The organism is Paraburkholderia sp. Tr-20389 (genome assembly GCF_017104565.1).
In the GTDB taxonomy this organism is placed as follows: domain Bacteria; phylum Pseudomonadota; class Gammaproteobacteria; order Burkholderiales; family Burkholderiaceae; genus Paraburkholderia.
Genome location: NZ_JAAGPD010000067.1, coordinates 38,891 through 56,589 on the forward strand (window position 1 = coordinate 38,891; position 17,699 = coordinate 56,589).

14 protein-coding genes are annotated in these 17,699 nt (G+C 62.9%); 8 read left to right on the top strand and 6 right to left on the bottom strand.

Features of this window, described 5'->3' with window-relative positions; all coding sequences use genetic code 11:
* Positions 1–39: 39 nt before the first annotated feature.
* Genes gmd through G3N95_RS37430 form a run of 3 tightly spaced genes read right to left on the bottom strand, consistent with a single transcriptional unit; the run spans position 40 to position 2,971 of the window.
* A complete protein-coding gene (gene gmd / locus G3N95_RS37420) occupies positions 40–1,083 on the bottom strand; it encodes a GDP-mannose 4,6-dehydratase (RefSeq protein WP_205975111.1) in 1,044 nt (347 codons plus the stop codon).
* Entirely contained in the window at positions 1,080–1,874 is a 795-nt protein-coding gene (locus G3N95_RS37425; RefSeq protein ID WP_241019170.1) for an SGNH/GDSL hydrolase family protein, read from the bottom strand. The genes gmd and G3N95_RS37425 overlap by 4 nt, the downstream gene beginning before the upstream one ends.
* The gene (locus G3N95_RS37430) at positions 1,871–2,971 is read right to left on the bottom strand and encodes an acyltransferase (RefSeq protein ID WP_205975112.1); all 1,101 of its coding nucleotides are present in this window, start codon (positions 2,969–2,971) and stop codon (positions 1,871–1,873) included. Before G3N95_RS37430 ends, G3N95_RS37425 begins: the two co-directional genes overlap by 4 nt.
* Positions 2,972–3,519: 548 nt before the next feature.
* Between G3N95_RS37430 and G3N95_RS37435 the strand changes: the two genes are divergently transcribed.
* The 3 genes from G3N95_RS37435 (at position 3,520) to G3N95_RS37445 (ending at position 9,714) form a co-directional block, all read left to right on the top strand.
* Positions 3,520–5,682: a hypothetical protein gene (locus tag G3N95_RS37435; RefSeq protein ID WP_241019171.1), complete on the top strand. Its 2,163-nt coding sequence runs from the start codon at positions 3,520–3,522 to the stop codon at positions 5,680–5,682.
* Positions 5,683–5,752: 70 nt separating this feature from the next.
* The gene (locus G3N95_RS37440; RefSeq protein ID WP_205975114.1) at positions 5,753–7,231 is read left to right on the top strand and encodes an oligosaccharide flippase family protein; all 1,479 of its coding nucleotides are present in this window, start codon (positions 5,753–5,755) and stop codon (positions 7,229–7,231) included.
* The gene (locus tag G3N95_RS37445) at positions 7,228–9,714 is read left to right on the top strand and encodes a glycosyltransferase family 4 protein (protein WP_205975115.1); all 2,487 of its coding nucleotides are present in this window, start codon (positions 7,228–7,230) and stop codon (positions 9,712–9,714) included. The genes G3N95_RS37440 and G3N95_RS37445 overlap by 4 nt, the downstream gene beginning before the upstream one ends.
* 91 nt (positions 9,715–9,805) lie before the next feature.
* Here the strand turns inward: G3N95_RS37445 and G3N95_RS37450 are convergent, their stop codons facing one another.
* Positions 9,806–10,996 carry an acyltransferase gene (locus G3N95_RS37450; RefSeq protein WP_205975116.1) on the bottom strand — a complete coding sequence of 397 codons (1,191 nt, stop codon included), beginning with the start codon at positions 10,994–10,996 and terminating at the stop codon, positions 9,806–9,808.
* Positions 10,997–11,242: 246 nt separating this feature from the next.
* On the opposite strand from G3N95_RS37450, the gene G3N95_RS37455 reads away from it, so the two are divergent.
* A complete protein-coding gene (locus G3N95_RS37455; RefSeq protein WP_205975117.1) occupies positions 11,243–11,386 on the top strand; it encodes a hypothetical protein in 144 nt (47 codons plus the stop codon).
* A gap of 256 nt (positions 11,387–11,642) precedes the next feature.
* Entirely contained in the window at positions 11,643–12,536 is an 894-nt protein-coding gene (gene galU / locus G3N95_RS37460; RefSeq protein WP_041763754.1) for a UTP--glucose-1-phosphate uridylyltransferase GalU, read from the top strand.
* Positions 12,537–12,612: 76 nt separating this feature from the next.
* Here galU and G3N95_RS37465 read toward each other — a convergent pair whose 3' ends face one another.
* Both G3N95_RS37465 and G3N95_RS37470 read right to left on the bottom strand, forming a co-directional pair.
* Positions 12,613–13,281, bottom strand: coding sequence for a phosphoribosyltransferase (locus G3N95_RS37465; protein WP_205975118.1), 669 nt, complete (start codon positions 13,279–13,281; stop codon positions 12,613–12,615).
* Positions 13,282–13,309: 28 nt separating this feature from the next.
* Positions 13,310–14,080 (bottom strand): IclR family transcriptional regulator C-terminal domain-containing protein, encoded by a 771-nt coding sequence (locus G3N95_RS37470; RefSeq protein WP_205975119.1) that lies wholly within the window; start codon positions 14,078–14,080, stop codon positions 13,310–13,312.
* Between the two features lie 390 nt (positions 14,081–14,470).
* On the opposite strand from G3N95_RS37470, the gene G3N95_RS37475 reads away from it, so the two are divergent.
* The 3 genes from G3N95_RS37475 to G3N95_RS37485 all read left to right on the top strand — a co-directional run.
* Positions 14,471–15,316, top strand: a complete 846-nt coding sequence (locus G3N95_RS37475; protein WP_205975120.1) for a 3-keto-5-aminohexanoate cleavage protein — start codon at positions 14,471–14,473, stop codon at positions 15,314–15,316.
* Between the two features lie 37 nt (positions 15,317–15,353).
* Positions 15,354–17,243: a sugar phosphate isomerase/epimerase and 4-hydroxyphenylpyruvate domain-containing protein gene (locus G3N95_RS37480; RefSeq protein WP_205975121.1), complete on the top strand. Its 1,890-nt coding sequence runs from the start codon at positions 15,354–15,356 to the stop codon at positions 17,241–17,243.
* A 215-nt stretch (positions 17,244–17,458) separates the two neighbouring features.
* Positions 17,459–17,699 (top strand): porin (locus G3N95_RS37485; protein WP_205975122.1); only part of this gene is annotated, 241 nt, incomplete at its 3' end.

Genomic DNA, 17,699 nt, shown 5'->3' on the forward strand with positions numbered 1-17,699 from the left:
CAAAGGGCGCTTCACACGCCCTTGTTCATCAAACGGAGATCAGCACGACACGCCGTTCTGGTTTCGTGCGATATCCGCCTCGACCATCATCCGGCACAGTTGTTCGAGCGACGTCTCCGGACGCCAGCCCAGCTTTTCACGCGCCTTGTCCGCGCAACCGATCAGCAGATCGACTTCCGCGGGGCGATAGAAGCGCGGATTCACGCGAATCAGCGTCTTGCCCGTCGAGATATCGAGGCCGACCTCGCGCTCGTCGCGTCCCGACCATTCGAGTTGATAACCCGCCGCCGCAAACGCCATCTTCACGAAGTCGCGCACGGTCTCCGTGCGGTTCGTCGCGAGCACGTAGGTGTCGGGTTCATCCGCTTGCAGCATGCGCCACATGCCTTCCACGTACTCGAGCGCGAAGCCCCAGTCGCGCTTCGCATCGAGATTGCCGAGTTCGAGCACGTCGGCCTTGCCGAGCTTGATCTTCGCGACCGTGTCGGTGATCTTGCGCGTGACGAACTCGCGGCCGCGCAGCGGCGACTCGTGATTGAACAGAATGCCGCTCGTCGCGAACATGCCGTACGACTCGCGATAGTTGATCGTCGACCAGTGCGCGAACAGCTTCGCAACGCCGTACGGGCTGCGCGGATAGAACGGCGTGTCCTCGGATTGCGGCACGGCCTGCACCTTGCCGAACATCTCCGACGTGGACGCCTGGTAGAAACGCATCTGCGGATTCACCGTGCGGATGCCTTCGAGCAGGTTCAGCACGCCCACGCCCGTGACTTGCGCGGTCGTCGAAGGCTGGTCGAACGACACGCCGACGAAGCTTTGCGCGGCGAGATTGTAGAGTTCGTCGGCCTGCACGGTATCGAGCAGGCGCAGCGTCGAACCGGCATCCGTCAGATCGTGTTCGACGAGTTGCAGATTGGGGTTGTCCATCACGCCCAGTTCTTCCATGCGCCAGAAGTTGACGGAGCTGGTGCGGCGATACGTGCCCGTGACCTGATAGCCCTTGCTGAGCAGCAGCTTCGTCAGATAGGCGCCGTCCTGGCCGGATACGCCCGTGATGATGGCTTTGCGTTGTGTGGTCATGAGTTGCCTCTCGTCGGGTTGTCTGAAGTTGAATGAGGAGGGGAAGGGATGCGGGGCGTCTCGCGTTGCGATAGCGCGGGCAGGCCGAACAGGCGCCGCACGAGCGGATCGATCACCTGAAAATCCTGCTGCGCCTTCACGCGATACAGCTCGGGCTTCGGATGCGCGCCGTCCGACATGTGCGCTTTCCAGTCGGCCATCGCGGAGATGTCCGCGTAGTGGTCGACGAGGGGCACCTGCTGTTCTGCCGCGACGCGCCGCGTCATCGCGGCCATGTCGGCGAGACGCGCATTCAGGCGTCCATCGGGCATCGGGTTCGACGTCTGCAGTACGGGCAGCTTGCCGAGCGACTGCGCCGTCTTCACGAGATCCGTTTCAGCCTGATAGAACTGCTCGGGCGTCTGGTTGTGCATCACTTCGTTGATGCCGTAGTTGATCGTGACGATCTGCGCATTCGATGCCGTGAGGCGCTCTTGCCACGGACCTTTGCGGCCCGGACCCGTGCCGTCGCGCAGTTGCGTCGCCATCGTGCCGCCGACGCCGTCGTTGACGACGGAGACACGCTCGCCATACTTCGCGCGCAACTGCTCCTGCAGATACGTGACCGCGTTATCGGCGCGCGGCCCGCAATGTCCGTCGCTGCACGAGATGCCGAGCGTCGTCGAGTCGCCGTACGCTTCGATCAGCACTTGCGGTTGCGCAGGCGCTTGCATGCGTTCATCGGCATTCGCGAGCGTGGCTGCGAAAGCGAGCGCGCAGAGCGCGGCGCGGTGCATCGGCGTGGGCTTCAAGCGCTCGTCCTCGATGTTTCGCGGGCTGCATGTAACAGCGCCTCGCGTTCTTCGTCACCCTGCCGGCGGCGCGGCGACGCGCTGCCGTGAATCAGGCGCCGCTCGAAGCCGAACCACGATGCGCTCGCATACGCCAGCGTGATCGCCAGTGCGAGTGCGGCCGTCACGTAGCGGTTGGTGTGCAGCGGCCAGAGCACGTAGAGAACGGTCAGGTGAATCAGATAGATCGTGTAGCTGATCGTGCCGATATAGACGAGCACCGGGTTGCAGAGCACGCGCTTGACGATGCCCTTGCTCTGCAGTGCGATCACGACGATCGACGTGCACAGCACGAGCGACACGCTATACAGGGCCGCATTCGACAGCGGCGTATTGGCCGCGCGAAAACGCGGGTAGTGCAGATGCAGCCACGCGAGCACGGCCAGCGCAGCGCAGATGCCGAGCGCCGCCGGCACCTTGAACGGCTCCAGCGCGTTCGCATCGCGCCGCACGGCGACGGCGAGCAGCGCGCCAGCCGCGAGCAGATCCATGCGGAACGGCGTCAGGTAATAGATCGGCCAGAACGAATCGAACCACGGTGTCGCGACAGCGCGCAGCACGGGCACGAGCACGATCAGCGCGGCCGCGACGTAACCGACCACCCGCTCGGGCACGAGCAGGATCACGAACGGCCAGAAAATATAGAACTGCTCTTCGACCGCGAGCGACCACAGCACATTCAGGCTGTCGTGACCGCTTTGGCCGAGCGCATCGGCGATATTCGTCGCGAAGAACGCGTACCACGGCCAGTGCTGCGCCCAGCCCAGACCGAACAGCAGCGACGACACCAGCATCAGCAGCAGATACGGCGGCAGGATGCGCCGCACGCGGCGTGCGTAGAAGTAACTGAAATACGACTGCTGCCGCGCCTTGCGATCGAGCAGGATGCCCGTGATCAGGAAACCGCTCAGTACGAAGAACAGGTCGACGCCCATCCACAGCGGCGCCTTCAGCGCGTGCTGTGCGAAGACGGCGAGCACGGCGATCGCGCGCAGGCCGTCCAGCTGGACGATGCGTCGGTGATGAGAAGACGTGGCGGGCAGGGTGCTGGCTGTCATGAGCGTCCGTGTATGCGCCTGATGCGGCATTCGAGGGGCCATGCACGGTGTCGCGAGGCGATCACCATGAAGACGGCAAAAACGGGTTTTATTCTAGGTAAAGAAAAACGCTAAAAAACTGGAATGAAATAAACGAATTGATTCGAATAATAAAAAGCGCATTTTTATATCCGAATACGGCTGGTTACACCTCGATACAGCTTTCCGAAGAAATGCAGCAAGAACTACCGGATTGCACGGCGCATCGGTAATTCATGGCGGATTTCGCGTGCAAAATTGCCAGAAAAACATGCAAGCCGATTTTTTTCAATTTTCTTTTTGCATGTTTCAACGAGCGAATAATTTTGAATTATTTGCGATTTACCTGATGAATTCTTTGCAATTACCGTAAAGCGCTGATTGGCGCATTGCGTTTTAAACCCATTGCGCACGCAGCGCACTTTCCCTGCGCATTTCCGCATTGCATCCGGCGCTGCATGCCGATCGCGTGCCTTTATTTCGCCTCGACTGGAGAATCTGCGTTGCCTCGACTCACGCTTGCCCGCGCGATGTGCGCGTTTGCCTTGCTCGCCACGCTGCATGCGTTCGCGGAACCCGCGCTGAACGTGCAGACGTCGTGGATCGGCAATACGTTCGGTTTCGGCGACGGCAGCTGGACACAGATCAACATCACCGCGCTCGCCGTCGCGCCGGACGGCAAGGTCTATACGAACGCGCCGTGGGACGAAAGCGGTGCGGAGGCGAGCGTTTATCAGAACGGCAAGATGCTCGGCTTCGCGGGCGGCACGCATGGCTGGGGCAATAGCGGCGGCAACGCGATCGCTGTCAACGGACGCTACGCGTATGTGGCCGTCGGTGTCGGCAACGAGAAAGGACATCTGGTCGGCGCGGGCGTGTGGCCGGACAAGGGCCGCCAGTGGTACGGCATCTCGCGGCGCGAGATCGGCGATACGAAACGCGTCGCGGCCTTCCAGCCCGCTGTGAACAGCCTCGATCCGCATGCGAAGGCGGCCGCCGCTTTCGAGCTAGTCAACGATGTGCCGACTGGCGCGCGCGGCGACATCAACGGTCTCGCCGCCAGCGACACGACGCTGTATGCGTCCAATACGTCGCAGAACCGCATCGAGGTGTACGACGCCGAATCGATGCAGCGCAAGTCGCAGTGGAGCGTGTCCGCACCGGGCCGCATCGCGCGCGCGGGCGACGCTACGTTGTGGGTGCTGACGGACACCTTGAGCGAGCGGCCGCAGGTCGCGCATTTCACTGCCGAGGGCCAGCGCCTGAAAGACGCATTGCCGCTGCCCGCCGATACCGTTGCCGTCGATCTCGCCGTCGACAGCCAGGGCCGCGTGCTGATCGCCGATAACGGTCCGCGCCAGCAGGTGCTGTTCTTCGGCAAGCGTGACGGCGCGTATGCGCTGACGTCGACGCTCGGCGAGCGCGGCGGGATCTTCTCGGGCGTCGCCGGAAAGCCGGGCCCGCAGCGCTTCAACGGACTGACGGGCGTGGGTGTCGATGCGCGCGGCAACATCTATGTGTCGACCAACGGCGTCGGTCCGCGCTTCGAACCGACGGGCGCCGGCCTCGGCGCGACGCTCGAAAGCTATGCGCCCGACGGCAGGCGGCTGTGGCAGGTCGAGGGGCTGCTGTTCGTCGACGGCGCGTGGATGGACCCGGCGCGGCCCGACAGCGTCTATACGGGCAACAAGCGCTTCGAACTCGATCTGTCGAAGCCTGCCGGCCAGCAATGGAAATACGCAGGCTTTCTGAGCAACCGCTTCAGGTATCCCGACGATCCCGTCTTCAACACCGACCAGTGGCCGGGGCTGCCCATCGCGCGCCAGCTCAAGGGCCGAACGTTCCTGTTCCTCACGGACATGTATGCCGACCACCTGAAGATCTATCGCTTCGATGGCGGCCGCGACGGCGAGACGGCGACGCCTTCGGGCTTCATCGCGGGCCGCGAGCGCGCGGTGCTGAAAGTGCCGAACGCGCCCAAAGGCGGCGACTGGATCTGGCGCGACGCGAACGGCAACGGCCGCTTCGACGCTGACGAATTCACACCGAACACGACGGGCACGCACCTCGCGGGCGGCTGGGGCTGGTGGGTCGACACTCGCGGCGACATCTGGCGCGCCCGCGATTCGAAGGGCATCAACCGCTTCCGCTTCGGCGGCCTCGATGCGAAGGGCAACCCGGTCTATTCGTACGCGGACATGACGGCGTACCCGGTGCCGCCGCCGTTCAGCGAAGTCAAACGCGCGATCTACGACCCGCAAACCGATTCGATGTACGTGACGGGCTACACGCCCGAAGCGCCGTTCGATCGCGGCTTCTGGAAGGAAGTGGGCCGCGTGCTGGTGCGCTACGACAAATGGTCGAGCGGCAATCCCGTGGCGCGCTACACGCTGCCGCTGCCGTGGGACACCAGGGCGAAGCCCGTATCGACGCTGATCGGCCTGACCGTCGAGGGCAAGTACGTGTTCGCCGTCGAGCCCGTCGGCACCGTACACGTCTACGACAAGGAAACCGGTACACCCGTCGGCACGATGCAGCCGGGCCCGGAAGTGGGCCGCGCATCGGGCTGGGTCGACGTGCCCAACGGCATCAGCGCCTATCGACGCAACGACGGCGAGTACCTCGTGTTCGTCGAGGAAGACGCACGCGGCAAGGTGCTGATGTACCGCTGGAAACCCAACGCCAATTCATAAGCACGACGCTTCTCCACCCACACGCTACCTCCACACAGGCGCAACGCATGACTGACTCAAAAGGACTCCGATGGACAAGGGCATCCTCAAAAACGTAGTGATCAACCTGATCGGACTGGTGTTGCCGACGTTTGTGTCGCTCGTCACGGTGCCGTCGTACATCAGGCTGCTGGGCGTCGAGCGCTACGGCGTGATCAGTCTCGTCTGGACGCTGATCGGCTACTTCAGCATTCTCGATCTCGGCATGAGCATGGCCGCGCAGAACCATATCTCGAAGGCGCGCGCGTCGAACGATGCCAACGCCTGCGAGCAGGTGTTCTGGAGCGCGACGTGGCTGAATCTGACGACGGGCATCATCGGCGGCCTCGTCATCTACTTCGGCGCCGCACTGTATACCGCGTACTTCTCGAAGGTATCGCCCGAACTGCAGCACGAGGTGTATATGGCGCTGCCGTGGCTCGCGGTGGCGATCCCGCTGGCGAACGTCTCGTGGGTGTTCGCGGGCGCGATCAACGGCGCCGAACGCTTCGGCATCTACAACACGAACCAGACGCTCGGCACGTTCCTGTTCCAGCTGTTGCCGCTCGCGGCCGCATGGATGATGGGGCCGACGCTGCAGAACGTGCTCGCGGCCGCCGTCGTTGCGCGTCTGCTCGCGGCGCTTCTGCTCGGGCGCTCCGCCTTGAGCGTGCTCGGCATCCGTCAGATCCGCGCGCCGCAATTCGCGGTCGCGAAGGGGCTGTTCAATTTCGGCGGCTGGATGCTGATCGCAAGCATCACGGGCATGGTCGCCGAATCGCTCGACCGCGTGATGCTCGGCACGAGTCTCGGCGCACGCTTCGTCACGTACTACACCGTGCCGCAGAACCTCGTCACGCGTCTGAACATCGTGCCGACGGCAATGCTGCGCACGCTGTTTCCGCGTCTGTCCGCGGTCGGCCGCGACGATGCCGACGCGATCATGCGGCAGTCGCTCGAGTTTCTGAACGGCGTGTTCACGCCCGTCGCGCTCGTCGCGATCATCGTGCTCGAACCGTTCCTGCATGCATGGGTGGGCAGCGAAGTGGCCGACGCGGCGGGACCCGTCGGCCGCATCCTGATCATCTCCGTGTGGCTCGTCGGCCAGGCGAACCTCGCACGCATCCTCATTCAATCGCAGCTGAATCCTGCCTCCGCCGCGCGTCTCGGCCTGTTCGAGTTGCCGTTCTTCGCGGGCGCGCTGTGGTTCGGCATTGTGCATTTCGGCCTGACCGGCGCGGCCGTCGTCGTCGCCGCGCGCGGGCTGTTCGACTACGTCGTGCTGTTGCGCCTGTCCGCGATTCACGCGCGTCCGATCGTGCTCGACATGGGCGCGCACCTCGCTTTTCTGGTGGGCACGTTGTGGCTCGCCACCTTGCTGTCCAGCCTGCCGATGGCCATTGCCGCGGGCGCGCTCGTCGTGGGCGCGAACGTCGCGTGGTCGCTCACGATGACCCCCGCATTGCGCGATCTAGCGCGTTCGCTGCTTGCGCGCCTGAAGTTGCGACTCAATCCGAGGAATAGTGCATGAATCAGGATATCGTTGAAGAAGACCTGCTGCGTCCCACGCCCGTGACGCGCGATGCAGGCCACGATCTCATCACGGCCACGCCCGTCTCGAAGCCGCCCGCGCAACGGCGCGGCGCACGCAGCACCGGCCCCGTGCGCGTTGCCGTCATTCACGACTGGCTCGTCACTTACGCGGGTGCCGAGCGCGTGCTCGAACAGATCGTCGCGTGCTTTCCGGACGCCGACCTGTTCAGCCTCGTCGACTTTCTCGACGACCGCTCGTTCCTGCGCGGCAAGCCCGTGACGACGTCGTTCATCCAGAAGCTGCCGATGGCGCGCACGAAGTACCGCACGTATCTGCCGCTGATGCCGCTCGCAATCGAACAGCTCGACGTGTCCGCCTACGACGTCGTGATTTCGAGCAGCCATGCGGTTGCGAAGGGCGTGCTCACGGGACCGGACCAGGTGCATATCAGCTATGTGCATTCGCCCATCCGCTACGCGTGGGATCTGCAGCATCAGTATCTGCAGCAGTCGAAGCTCACGAGCGGACCGAAGTCCGCGTTCGCGCGTCTGATCCTGCATTACATGCGCAACTGGGATATCCGCACGTCGAATTCCGTCGATGCGTTCGTCGCGAACTCGGAGTTCATTTCGCGGCGCATCCGCAAGGTCTACCAGCGCGAATCCGAAGTGATCTTTCCGCCCGTGGACGTCGAGGCGTTCTCGCTCTGCGAAGCCAAGGAAGATTTCTACCTGACGGCCTCGCGCATGGTGCCGTACAAGAAGATCGATCTGATCGTCGAGGCGTTCGCGCGCATGCCCGAGCGCAAGCTCGTCGTGATCGGCGACGGTCCCGACATGCAGAAGGTACGCGAGAAGGCGACGCCTAACGTGCAGATCATGGGTTATCAGAAGTTCGACGTGCTGCGCGATCACATGCGCCGTGCGAAGGCGTTCGTGTTCGCGGCGGAAGAGGACTTCGGCATTTCGGTGGTGGAAGCGCAGGCCTGCGGCACGCCCGTCATTGCGTATGGCAAGGGCGGGGCGCTCGAAACCGTGCGCGATCAGTACGAATCGCATCCCACAGGCATCTTCTTCGGCGAGCAGACCACCGACTCGATCATCGACGCCGTCGAGCATTTCGCCGGCGATCCGGCTCGCTTCAAACCCGCCGACTGCCGCGCAAATGCCGAGCGTTTCTCGATCCGCCATTTCCGCGAGCGCTTCTTCGGCTTCGTGCGCGAATCGGTGCCCGCGTTGCGCGGCGCGACGCTGCCGTCCGACGATGCGCCTGTCCGTCAAGGCGAGACGAAGCAGGCATCGAGCGCGCTGCGCGTGCTCGCGATCGATCAGAGCGGTGTGCTGGGCGGCGCCGAACTGTCGCTGCTGGAAATCGTGAAGGCGCTCAAGGCGCGCGTGCAGGTCGTGCTGTTCGACGATGGGCCGTTTCGCGTGGCGCTGAAACGCGAAGGCGTCGCGGTCGACGTGCTCGATCCCGGCGCGACGCGCGACATCCGCAAGCAGGGCGGCACGCCGCCGCTGGCGAAAGCGGTGAAGGGCGTGGCTTCGCTGGTGCGCGCGACGGTCGCGCGTGCCCGACAGAGCGATGTGATCTACGCGAACACGCAGCGCGCGATGGTGATCGGCGCGCTCGCGGGCCGCCTCGCGCGACGCCCGGTGGTCTGGCATCTGCGCGATATCGTGAGCCCCGAGCACTTTGGCAGCAAGCAACTCGCGATCATCAAGTGGTGCGCGAAACTGGGCCTCGCGCACGTGATCGCCAATTCGGCTGCATCGGCGCGCGCGTTCGCGGACCTCACGCAGTTCGGCGACAAGCGCATCGACGTCGTGTTCAACGGCATTTCCAGCGTACCGTTCAACGCGTTGCGCGACGTGCCGCAAAGCGTGCTGCGCGCGCGGCTGAACCTGCCGCAGGATGCGTTCCTCGTCGGCTCGTTCAGCCGGCTCGCGCAATGGAAAGGGCAGCATGTGCTGCTGGAAGCGATGGTGCTCAACCCGCACATGCATGCCGTGCTGGTGGGTGCACCGCTCTTCGGCGAAGACGCGTATGAGGCGAAGCTGCAGGCATTCGTCGTCGCGCACGGACTCGAGGATCGCGTTCATTTCCTCGGGTTCCAGGACGACGTGGCCGCCTGCATGTGCGCCGTCGATGTCGTCGCGCATACGTCGATCACGCCGGAGCCGTTCGGCCGTGTGATCGTCGAAGGGATGCTCGCGCAGCGGCCCGTGGTGGCGTCGCGCGCGGGCGGCGTGACGGAGATCATCGACGACGGCGTGAACGGTGTGATGTGCACGCCGGGCGATGCGCATGCACTGGCCGATACGCTCGCCGAGTTGCGCTCGGATCAGGCGTTGCGTGACCGGCTCGTTGCGCGCGGCTATCAGACGGCCGTGCGCAAGTTTGGCACGCAGGCGTATGTGGAGGGCGTCGAGCGGATTCTGGCGAACGTGGCGGGGGCGCACGCGAAACTCGCAAGCTGACCCGAAAGAAGAAAGGCCGGCGCGATCTGTATCGCGCCGGCCTTTCTATTTGCTGCAACCGCCTGAATCTGCTTTAAGCCTGATTTATCCGTTAGCGCAACTGTTTCGCGCTTGCAGGTTTAAGACTTGCCGACCACTTCATCGCAGGCAATTCGACGCAGCGATAGACGACCCACGCAACGGCAAGCGCGACGAGCATGAAGCCGAAGGTCGGAAAGATCGACATCTGCAGCGCCGAGCGATACAGCAGCGTCGAAAGCAATACGAAGATGGGCAGATGGATCGAATACAGCGAGAAGCTGAAATCGCCGAAGCGCGACAGCAGCCGGATCGTGGGCGTGTCGTTATGACGGCGGCTCTTGAGCGCCTCGTTCAGATAGCACGCGAAACCGAGCGCCCACAGCTGAAATGCGTAGTACTGGCCGAAGTGAAACGCGACACAGCCCAGCGCCGTCAGCAATGCAGCCGCGCCGACCATCCGCCACGACATGCGGCTGTCCCGCGCGTCGTGTTTGACCCGCTTCACCTGCGCTTCGGCGATCCATGCGCCGAGCGTCCACGACAGCCAGAACGACGTGAAGAACTGCAGTTCATGACGTTCGAACACGAAGAAGGACGCGAGATTGACGAGCGCAACGAGACCCAGCACGACAGGCATGCCGAGCCGCCGGCGCAACGCGAACAGCAGCGGATAGACGGCATAGAACTGCACTTCGAGCGAAAGCGTCCACAGTGCGCCATTGGAGCCATACGTCTTGCCGGCTACGCCTTGCAGCGAGAACAGGTTGACGAGAAACGCCCTCGGGCCGATGTCGAGAATCTTGTGATTGACGGGCGGAAATTGCAGGCTCGTCCAGTCGAGCGCGAGCGTGAGCAGCAGGGCGGCGAACAGCACCGGATAGATGCGCGTCAAGCGGCGCGCCCAGAAGTTCATCGCGTCGAGCCGATAGTCGGGATTCGCCGCGAGCCGCTGGGCCGCGCTGCGATGAATGCAATAGCCGCTGATGACGAAAAAAATCGGCACGCCCGCGGAGCCCCATGCAATCGGCAAGGTCAGGTACGAGACGATCGTGTTCAGATCGAGCGACCTGCCCGCGACGTGATGAAAGCTCTGCATGCCGACCCATTCGACCTGGCGGCAATGAAAATACGCCACCAGCAGCGCGGCGAACCCGCGCATCGCGTCGATGACGTGTTCCTTGTCGGCAACTTTTGTTTCGCTGCGCGTCGCCCGTGCAAAGGACAGGGACGAGCCGGTGGCGTCCAGTGCTGTATCGCTCATGCGCGGTCCTTGATCGTTGATGAATGAATGGGCGCGCGGCCTTCCAGGAGGCTGCGCGCCCGCCTGCGTATCGTAGGCGAATGGGCGCGCCAAAAATCGGCAAGAAATGATTGAAATTATTTGAATCGCCGTATTGCAGTTTTATTTCTTGATCCGCTAATAAATTCGAGTGCATATACGCTTGAATTATTTGGCATTTTTTTCATGTTACGTTGATGCGGGGAAAACTTTGACAGGGGTGGAGTGATGAACCTGCATTTGATCGCCGGCGTCGCCGTGCTGCTGCTGCTCGTTGCCGTGTCCGCATATCGCGAGGCGCTGCGCAACGAGCCGATCGGCCGTATCCGCATGAATCCGGAAAAGATGCCGCAGTTCGAAGAACACGAATAAGCGGCACACGCAGTGCCGTATCAAGCAAGATTTACGCAGTGGATGCATGCGCGCGCCCAAAGTATGCCGTCATTGTTTCTGCATGCATTCCGGATATCGGAACAGATGACCGTCAATCGAACAATTTGTATTAATTTCGATGACGCACTGCGCAAAATTTCGAATGATTTTGCGTTAGGCTTTTGCAGCACGACAATGCGCCGCCTTTCAAACGGCGATTGCATACATTCAATCCAACCGAGTGGAAATGCATACCATGCTGAAAGTCACCAAAGCCGTCTTTCCTGTCGCGGGCCTCGGCACACGTTTTCTGCCTGCCACGAAGGCGAGCCCGAAGGAAATGCTGCCCATCGTCGACAAGCCGCTGATCCAGTACGCAGTCGAAGAAGCCATTGCAGCAGGCATCACCGAAATGATCTTCGTCACGGGCCGCAGCAAGCGCGCCATCGAAGATCACTTCGACAAGTCCTATGAGATCGAAGCCGAACTCGAGGCACGCGGCAAGGAACAGTTGCTCGATCTCGTGCGCAGCATCAAGCCGTCGAATGTCGACTGTTTCTATGTGCGCCAGGCCGAAGCACTGGGTCTCGGTCACGCCGTGCTGTGCGCGGAGAAACTGGTCGGCGGCAGCCCGTTCGCCGTGATTCTCGCCGACGACCTGCTGCACAGCGAAAAGCCCGTGATGAAGCAACTCGTCGACACCTTCAACCACTATCACAGCTCGGTGGTCGGTGTCGAAACGATCGCGCGTGAAGCGAGCCGTTCGTATGGCGTGGTCGACGGCAAGGAGTGGGAAGAGGACGTGATCAAGCTGTCGGGCATCGTCGAGAAGCCGGCACCCGACAAGGCGCCGTCGAACCTCGGCGTGGTCGGCCGCTACGTGCTGATGCCGACCATCTTCAAGCACATCCGCGCGCTGAAACCGGGCGCGGGCGGCGAACTGCAACTGACGGACGCACTGCAATCGCTGCTGACGGAAGAGCAGGTACTCGCGTATCGCTACTTCGGCACGCGTTTCGATTGCGGCAGCAAGCTGGGCTATCTGAAGGCCACGGTCGAATTCGCGCTGCGTCACCCGGAAGTCCGTGCCGACTTCGAAGACTTCCTGCAAAGCTATCTGCCGCTGCATCTGACGGCAGCCGCCGCCTGAAAGCACGGCCAGCGGCAGCGACGGCGCCTCTATGCGCCGTCGCGCTGCAGGTCGGTGGGCACGAGCGCGCGTGTCATCAAAACCAGGCGGGCCCGCTGGCCGACGATGCGCGTGCGAGTATTGTGCGCACATCGTCGTCGGTGGTTTCGCTGAAGTCGGAATAGAACTGGCTGACGCTGAAGAAGTTGTCGGGCGTCACCACGCAGACGAACTCATCGATCTCGCTGCCGATGCGCGCCTGCGCATCGGCGGGCGCAACGGGCAGCGCGGCGACGATCTTCGCGGGTGTGCGTGCGCGCAATGCGCGCGCCGCCACGGTCATCGAGGCACCCGTCGCGAGTCCATCGTCGACGACGATCGCGATGCGGTTCGCCACGTCGACACTGGCGCGCTGCGGATCGCGAAACAGCGCCTCGCGTCGCGCGAGCTGGGCCTTTTCATCCGCGAGCACGCGCTCGAATTCGGGCCGGGAGACCTCCGTCTCGCGCAGCAGTTCTTCATCCACATACAACGCGTCGCCCGACGCGATCGCACCCATCGCCAGTTCGCATTGCCACGGCACGCCGAGCTTGCGCACGACCAGTACATCCAGCGGCGCGCCGAGTGCGCATGCGACTTCATACGCGACGGGCACGCCGCCGCGCGGCAAGCCGAGCACGACGACATCGTCACGTCGCGCGTAATGCTTCAGATGATCGGCGAGCGCGCGGCCCGCGTCGACGCGATCCGCAAACGGGCGGTGCATGATTCGCTCCCACGTCGCTATCCCTTCACTATAGGACGTTGAGCATCGAAAGTGCCGACTCCTGCAGCGGCCGCAATACGCGCGTGAGCGCCGCTTCCGTCGTCTCCTTGCCCATCGGCATGTTGGTGCTGAGCGCGGCGACCACTTCGCCATGACGGTTCTTCATCGGCACGGCGACACCGCGCACGCCGATATCGAGTTGCTGCTCGATCACCGCGAAACCGTCGGCCTGCGCGCGGCGGATCTTTTCGAGCAGGCCCGTTCTGTTGGTCAGCGTATGGGGCGTGAACGGTGCGAGCGACGTATCGTTGAGCCACGTTTGCATCGCGTCCTGATCGCGGTGGTACGCGAGCAGCACGACGCCGGGCGAGGTGAGCGGGGCAGGCACGCGCGCGCCGAGCACGAAGCCCGTCGTCATCACGCGCGAGGTGCCGTTACGCGCGATGAACACCAGCTCCCAGTCGTCGAGCACGCTCACATAGACGGATTCGCCGATCGTCGCGCTCAATTGCTGCAGATAGGGCTGCACGGTCTTCGGCAGACGCGCCGAATCGAAATACGACCAGCCGACCCGCAGCACGCGTGGCGTGAGACCGTAGAGCTTGCCGTCGCCGTGCACATAGCCGAGATGTTCGAGCGTCAGCAGATAGCGACGCGCGGCCGTGCGCGTCATGCCCGTGAGCTGGGCGGCCTGGCTTGGCGTGAGGCGCGCGTGTTCACTGTCGAACGACTCGAGGATCGCGAGACCCTTTTCGAGGCCCGCGATCCAGTCGCGTTTGTCCAATGGCGGTCGGTTCATGGCAATCACCCTTTGATCTGCGCGGCTAACGTATCGGTACGCGCGATTATCGCTCACACGGGGCGATCGTGTGCCGGCGACTTTCGCGTCGCCGGTTGCGTGGAACGGCGGCGAAGCCACATCGCCCCGCGCCCCGAAAAACCCCGCGAATCCTTGCGCGCACTGTATGCACGCCGCTACACCAAGCCTGGTGCAAACCCGCGAAGCGCGCGTTAATCGCACAACCAAGTGCGATTAACGCACGTTTTCGCGTCTGGGAGCATTGCCCGTCCAGGCACGCTTGCCTATTCTTGAGCCACCTCAACGGCTCGCGGCCATGCTTGCGCCGAGTCGACGGGAATAGCGAATGCGTCGCCCTGCAACATGGGGTTCATCGAAGAAGGTTCTGCCATGAGTCACGCCACGAATCAGCCTTGCATCATCTCCGTCGCGATCACGGGCTCCGTGCCGCGCAAGAAGGACAATCCGGCCGTGCCGATCTCGGTGCCCGAGCAGGTCGAGAGCACGCATGAAGCGTACGAAGCGGGCGCGACGCTCGTGCATTTGCACGTGCGTGACGAAGAGGAGCGCTCGAGTTCCGACCGCAACAGCTTCGCGGTTTTGCAGGAAGGCATCCGCAAGCATTGCCCGGACATCATCATCCAGTTCTCGACGGGCGGTCGCGGCCGTTCGTTCGAACAGCGCGGCGCGATGCTCGATCTGCGTCCCGACATGGCGTCGCTCGCGACGGGCTCGGTGAACTTCCCGACCACCGTCTACGAGAACCCGCCCGATTTCGTGCGCATGCTCGCGCAGACGATGCTCGATCATGACGTGAAGCCCGAAATCGAAATCTTCGATCTCGCGATGCTGTACAGCACCGTCGATCTCGTTCAGCAGGGCCTGCTGAAAGACCCCGTGCACGTGCAGTTCGTGATGGGCGTGAAGAACGCGTTGCCCGCGCGCCGCGAGATTCTCGAATTCGAAGTCGAGCAACTGAAAAAGCTGCTGCCGACTGCAACGTGGACGGCGGCGGGTATCGGCCGTCACCAGCTCGAAGTGAATCACTGGACCCTCGAAATGGGCGGCCATTGCCGCACGGGTCTCGAAGACAACGTGCGCTGGGACAAGGACACGCTCGCGAAAAGCAATGCGCAGCTCGTGCAGCGCGTCGCGGATCTGTGCGGCCAGTACGGCCGGCCCGTGGCAACCGCGAAACAGGCTCGCGAGATGTTGGCGCTCAAGCCCGCGGCCTGAACGCCCAGTCATTCCGCTTTCTCATTAAAGCCATACCATGCTCCGCTCCATTGCCACTGTGTCGGTTAGCGGCACGCTCGTCGAGAAGCTCGCTGCCATTCGCGCGGCGGGCTTCGATGGCGTCGAGATCTTCGAAAACGACCTGCTGTATTTCGACGGTTCGCCCGCCGATATCCGCAAGCGTTGCGCCGATCTCGGCCTGCAGATCATGCTGTTCCAGCCGTTCCGCGATTTCGAGGGCGTCTCGAAGGAACGGCTCGCGCAGAATCTCAACCGCGCACAACGCAAGTTCGAACTGATGCACGAACTCGGCACCGATCTGGTGCTCGTGTGCAGCAACGTCAATGCGAACGTGATTGCGGACGATGGGTTGATCGTCGATCAGCTCGGCGAGCTTGCATTGCTCGCCGAACGCGAAGGCGTGCGGGTCGGCTTCGAAGCACTCGCGTGGGGCAAGTATGTGAATTCGTATCGCCACGCGTGGCGGCTCGTCGATGCCGTCGATCATCCGAGCCTGGGGCTGATACTGGACAGCTTCCATACCCTGTCGATCGACGATCCCATCGATCCCATCGCCGATATTCCGGGCGATCGCATTGCGTTCGTGCAGATCGCCGATGCGCCGCTGCAAAAGATGGACGTGCTCGAATGGAGCCGTCATTACCGGTGTTTTCCGGGGCAGGGCGACCTCGATGTCGCTGGCTTCGCGGACCGCGTACTCGCGACGGGCTATCAGGGCCCGTTTTCGCTGGAGATCTTCAACGACGGCTTCCGTGCCGCGCCGACGGCGGCGACGGCGGCGGACGGCTATCGCTCGCTGTTGTATCTGGAAGAGCAGGCCGCGCATCAACACACGCGGGGACAGGCGGGCCAGCCGCTGTTCACGCCGCCTCCGCCGCCCGCGCATTCGGGCTTTCAGTTCATCGAGTTCGCCGTCGATTCGACGAGCGCACCGCGTCTTGCGCAGCGCTTTGCCGAAGCGGGATTTCATGCGGCGGGCAAGCATCGCTCGAAGGACGTGACGCTGTATCAGCAGGGCGACGCGTCGATCGTGCTGAACGCGGAGACGGATTCGTTCGCGAGCGAGTTCTTTCATCGGCACGGTTTGTCGCTGTGCGCGTCGGCGTTTCAGGTCGACGATGCCGCGCGTGTTTTCGAGCGCGCGACGTCGTTCGGCTATGCACCGTTTTCGGGCCGCGTCGGTCCGAACGAGCGCGTCGTGCCCGGTGTGCGTGCACCGGACGGCAGCCTGCATTACTTCGTCGATGCGCGCCCCGACGAGCCGACGCTCTATGAAGCCGACTTCGTGCTCGACGCGCAAGCCAACGGGCAGCCAGCCGGGCAGGGCGAGCTGACGCGTATCGATCACGTCTGCCTCGATCTGCCCGCCGATACGCTCGACACCTGGGTACTTTATTTCAAGGCTGTGTTCGGCTTCGAAGCCGAGTCGGCCTGGTTGCTTCCCGATCCTTACGGACTGGTGCGCAGCCGCGCGGTGCGCAGTGCTGATGGATCGGTGCGGATCGTTCTCAATGCGTCTGTGGACGGTCGCACGTCGACGGCGCAATCGCTGCATACGTATCGCGGTTCAGGTCTGAATCACGTGGCATTTGTCACCGACGACATCTTCGCAGCCGTCGAACAGTTGCGCGCACGCGACGTTCGGCTATTACGAATACCGTTGAACTATTACGATGACCTTGAAGCGCGATACGATTTCGCCGACGACACGATCGCCAAGATGAAAGACGCTCACGTGCTCTATGACCGGGATGCACAGGGCGGCGAATTCTTCCATGTGTACACCGAGCAGATGGACGGACGCTTTTTCCTGGAGGTCGTGCAGCGCAAGGGTGGCTACGACGGATACGGCGCAGTGAATGCACCGGTCAGGCTCGCCGCGCAAGCGCAGCGCAAGAACGGCTAGAACGCAAGAATAGAGATCGCGCGGGGCGTATCAAGTGGTTTCCCGTAGCGATCCGCGCAATACCAGGGCGTACCCAGGTTTTCCCCGCATTACTTCAGCTTGTTCGCAATACGCACTACCCACGCAGCACTGGCGGCGACGGTCTTTCTTTGTCCGTTCGCCGGCAAAGCGATGCTTTGCATCGTCATAACACTCAAACAGAAAGGGATCAGGAGATGAACAGACGTTACCCCGAAGTCAAGCTCGCGCTGGCTTGCGCAGCTGTGCTGGCCGCGATGCCTGCTTTCGCGCAAAACAGCGTGACGCTGTACGGCATCGTCGATAACGGTATCGGTTATCAGTCGAGTTCGACGACGCTCGGTTCGACCGCAGGCGGTCATTCGGCCGTCAAGATGGTCACGGGCGTGTGGGCAGGCAGCCGTTTCGGCCTGAAGGGCGCGGAAGATCTCGGCGGCG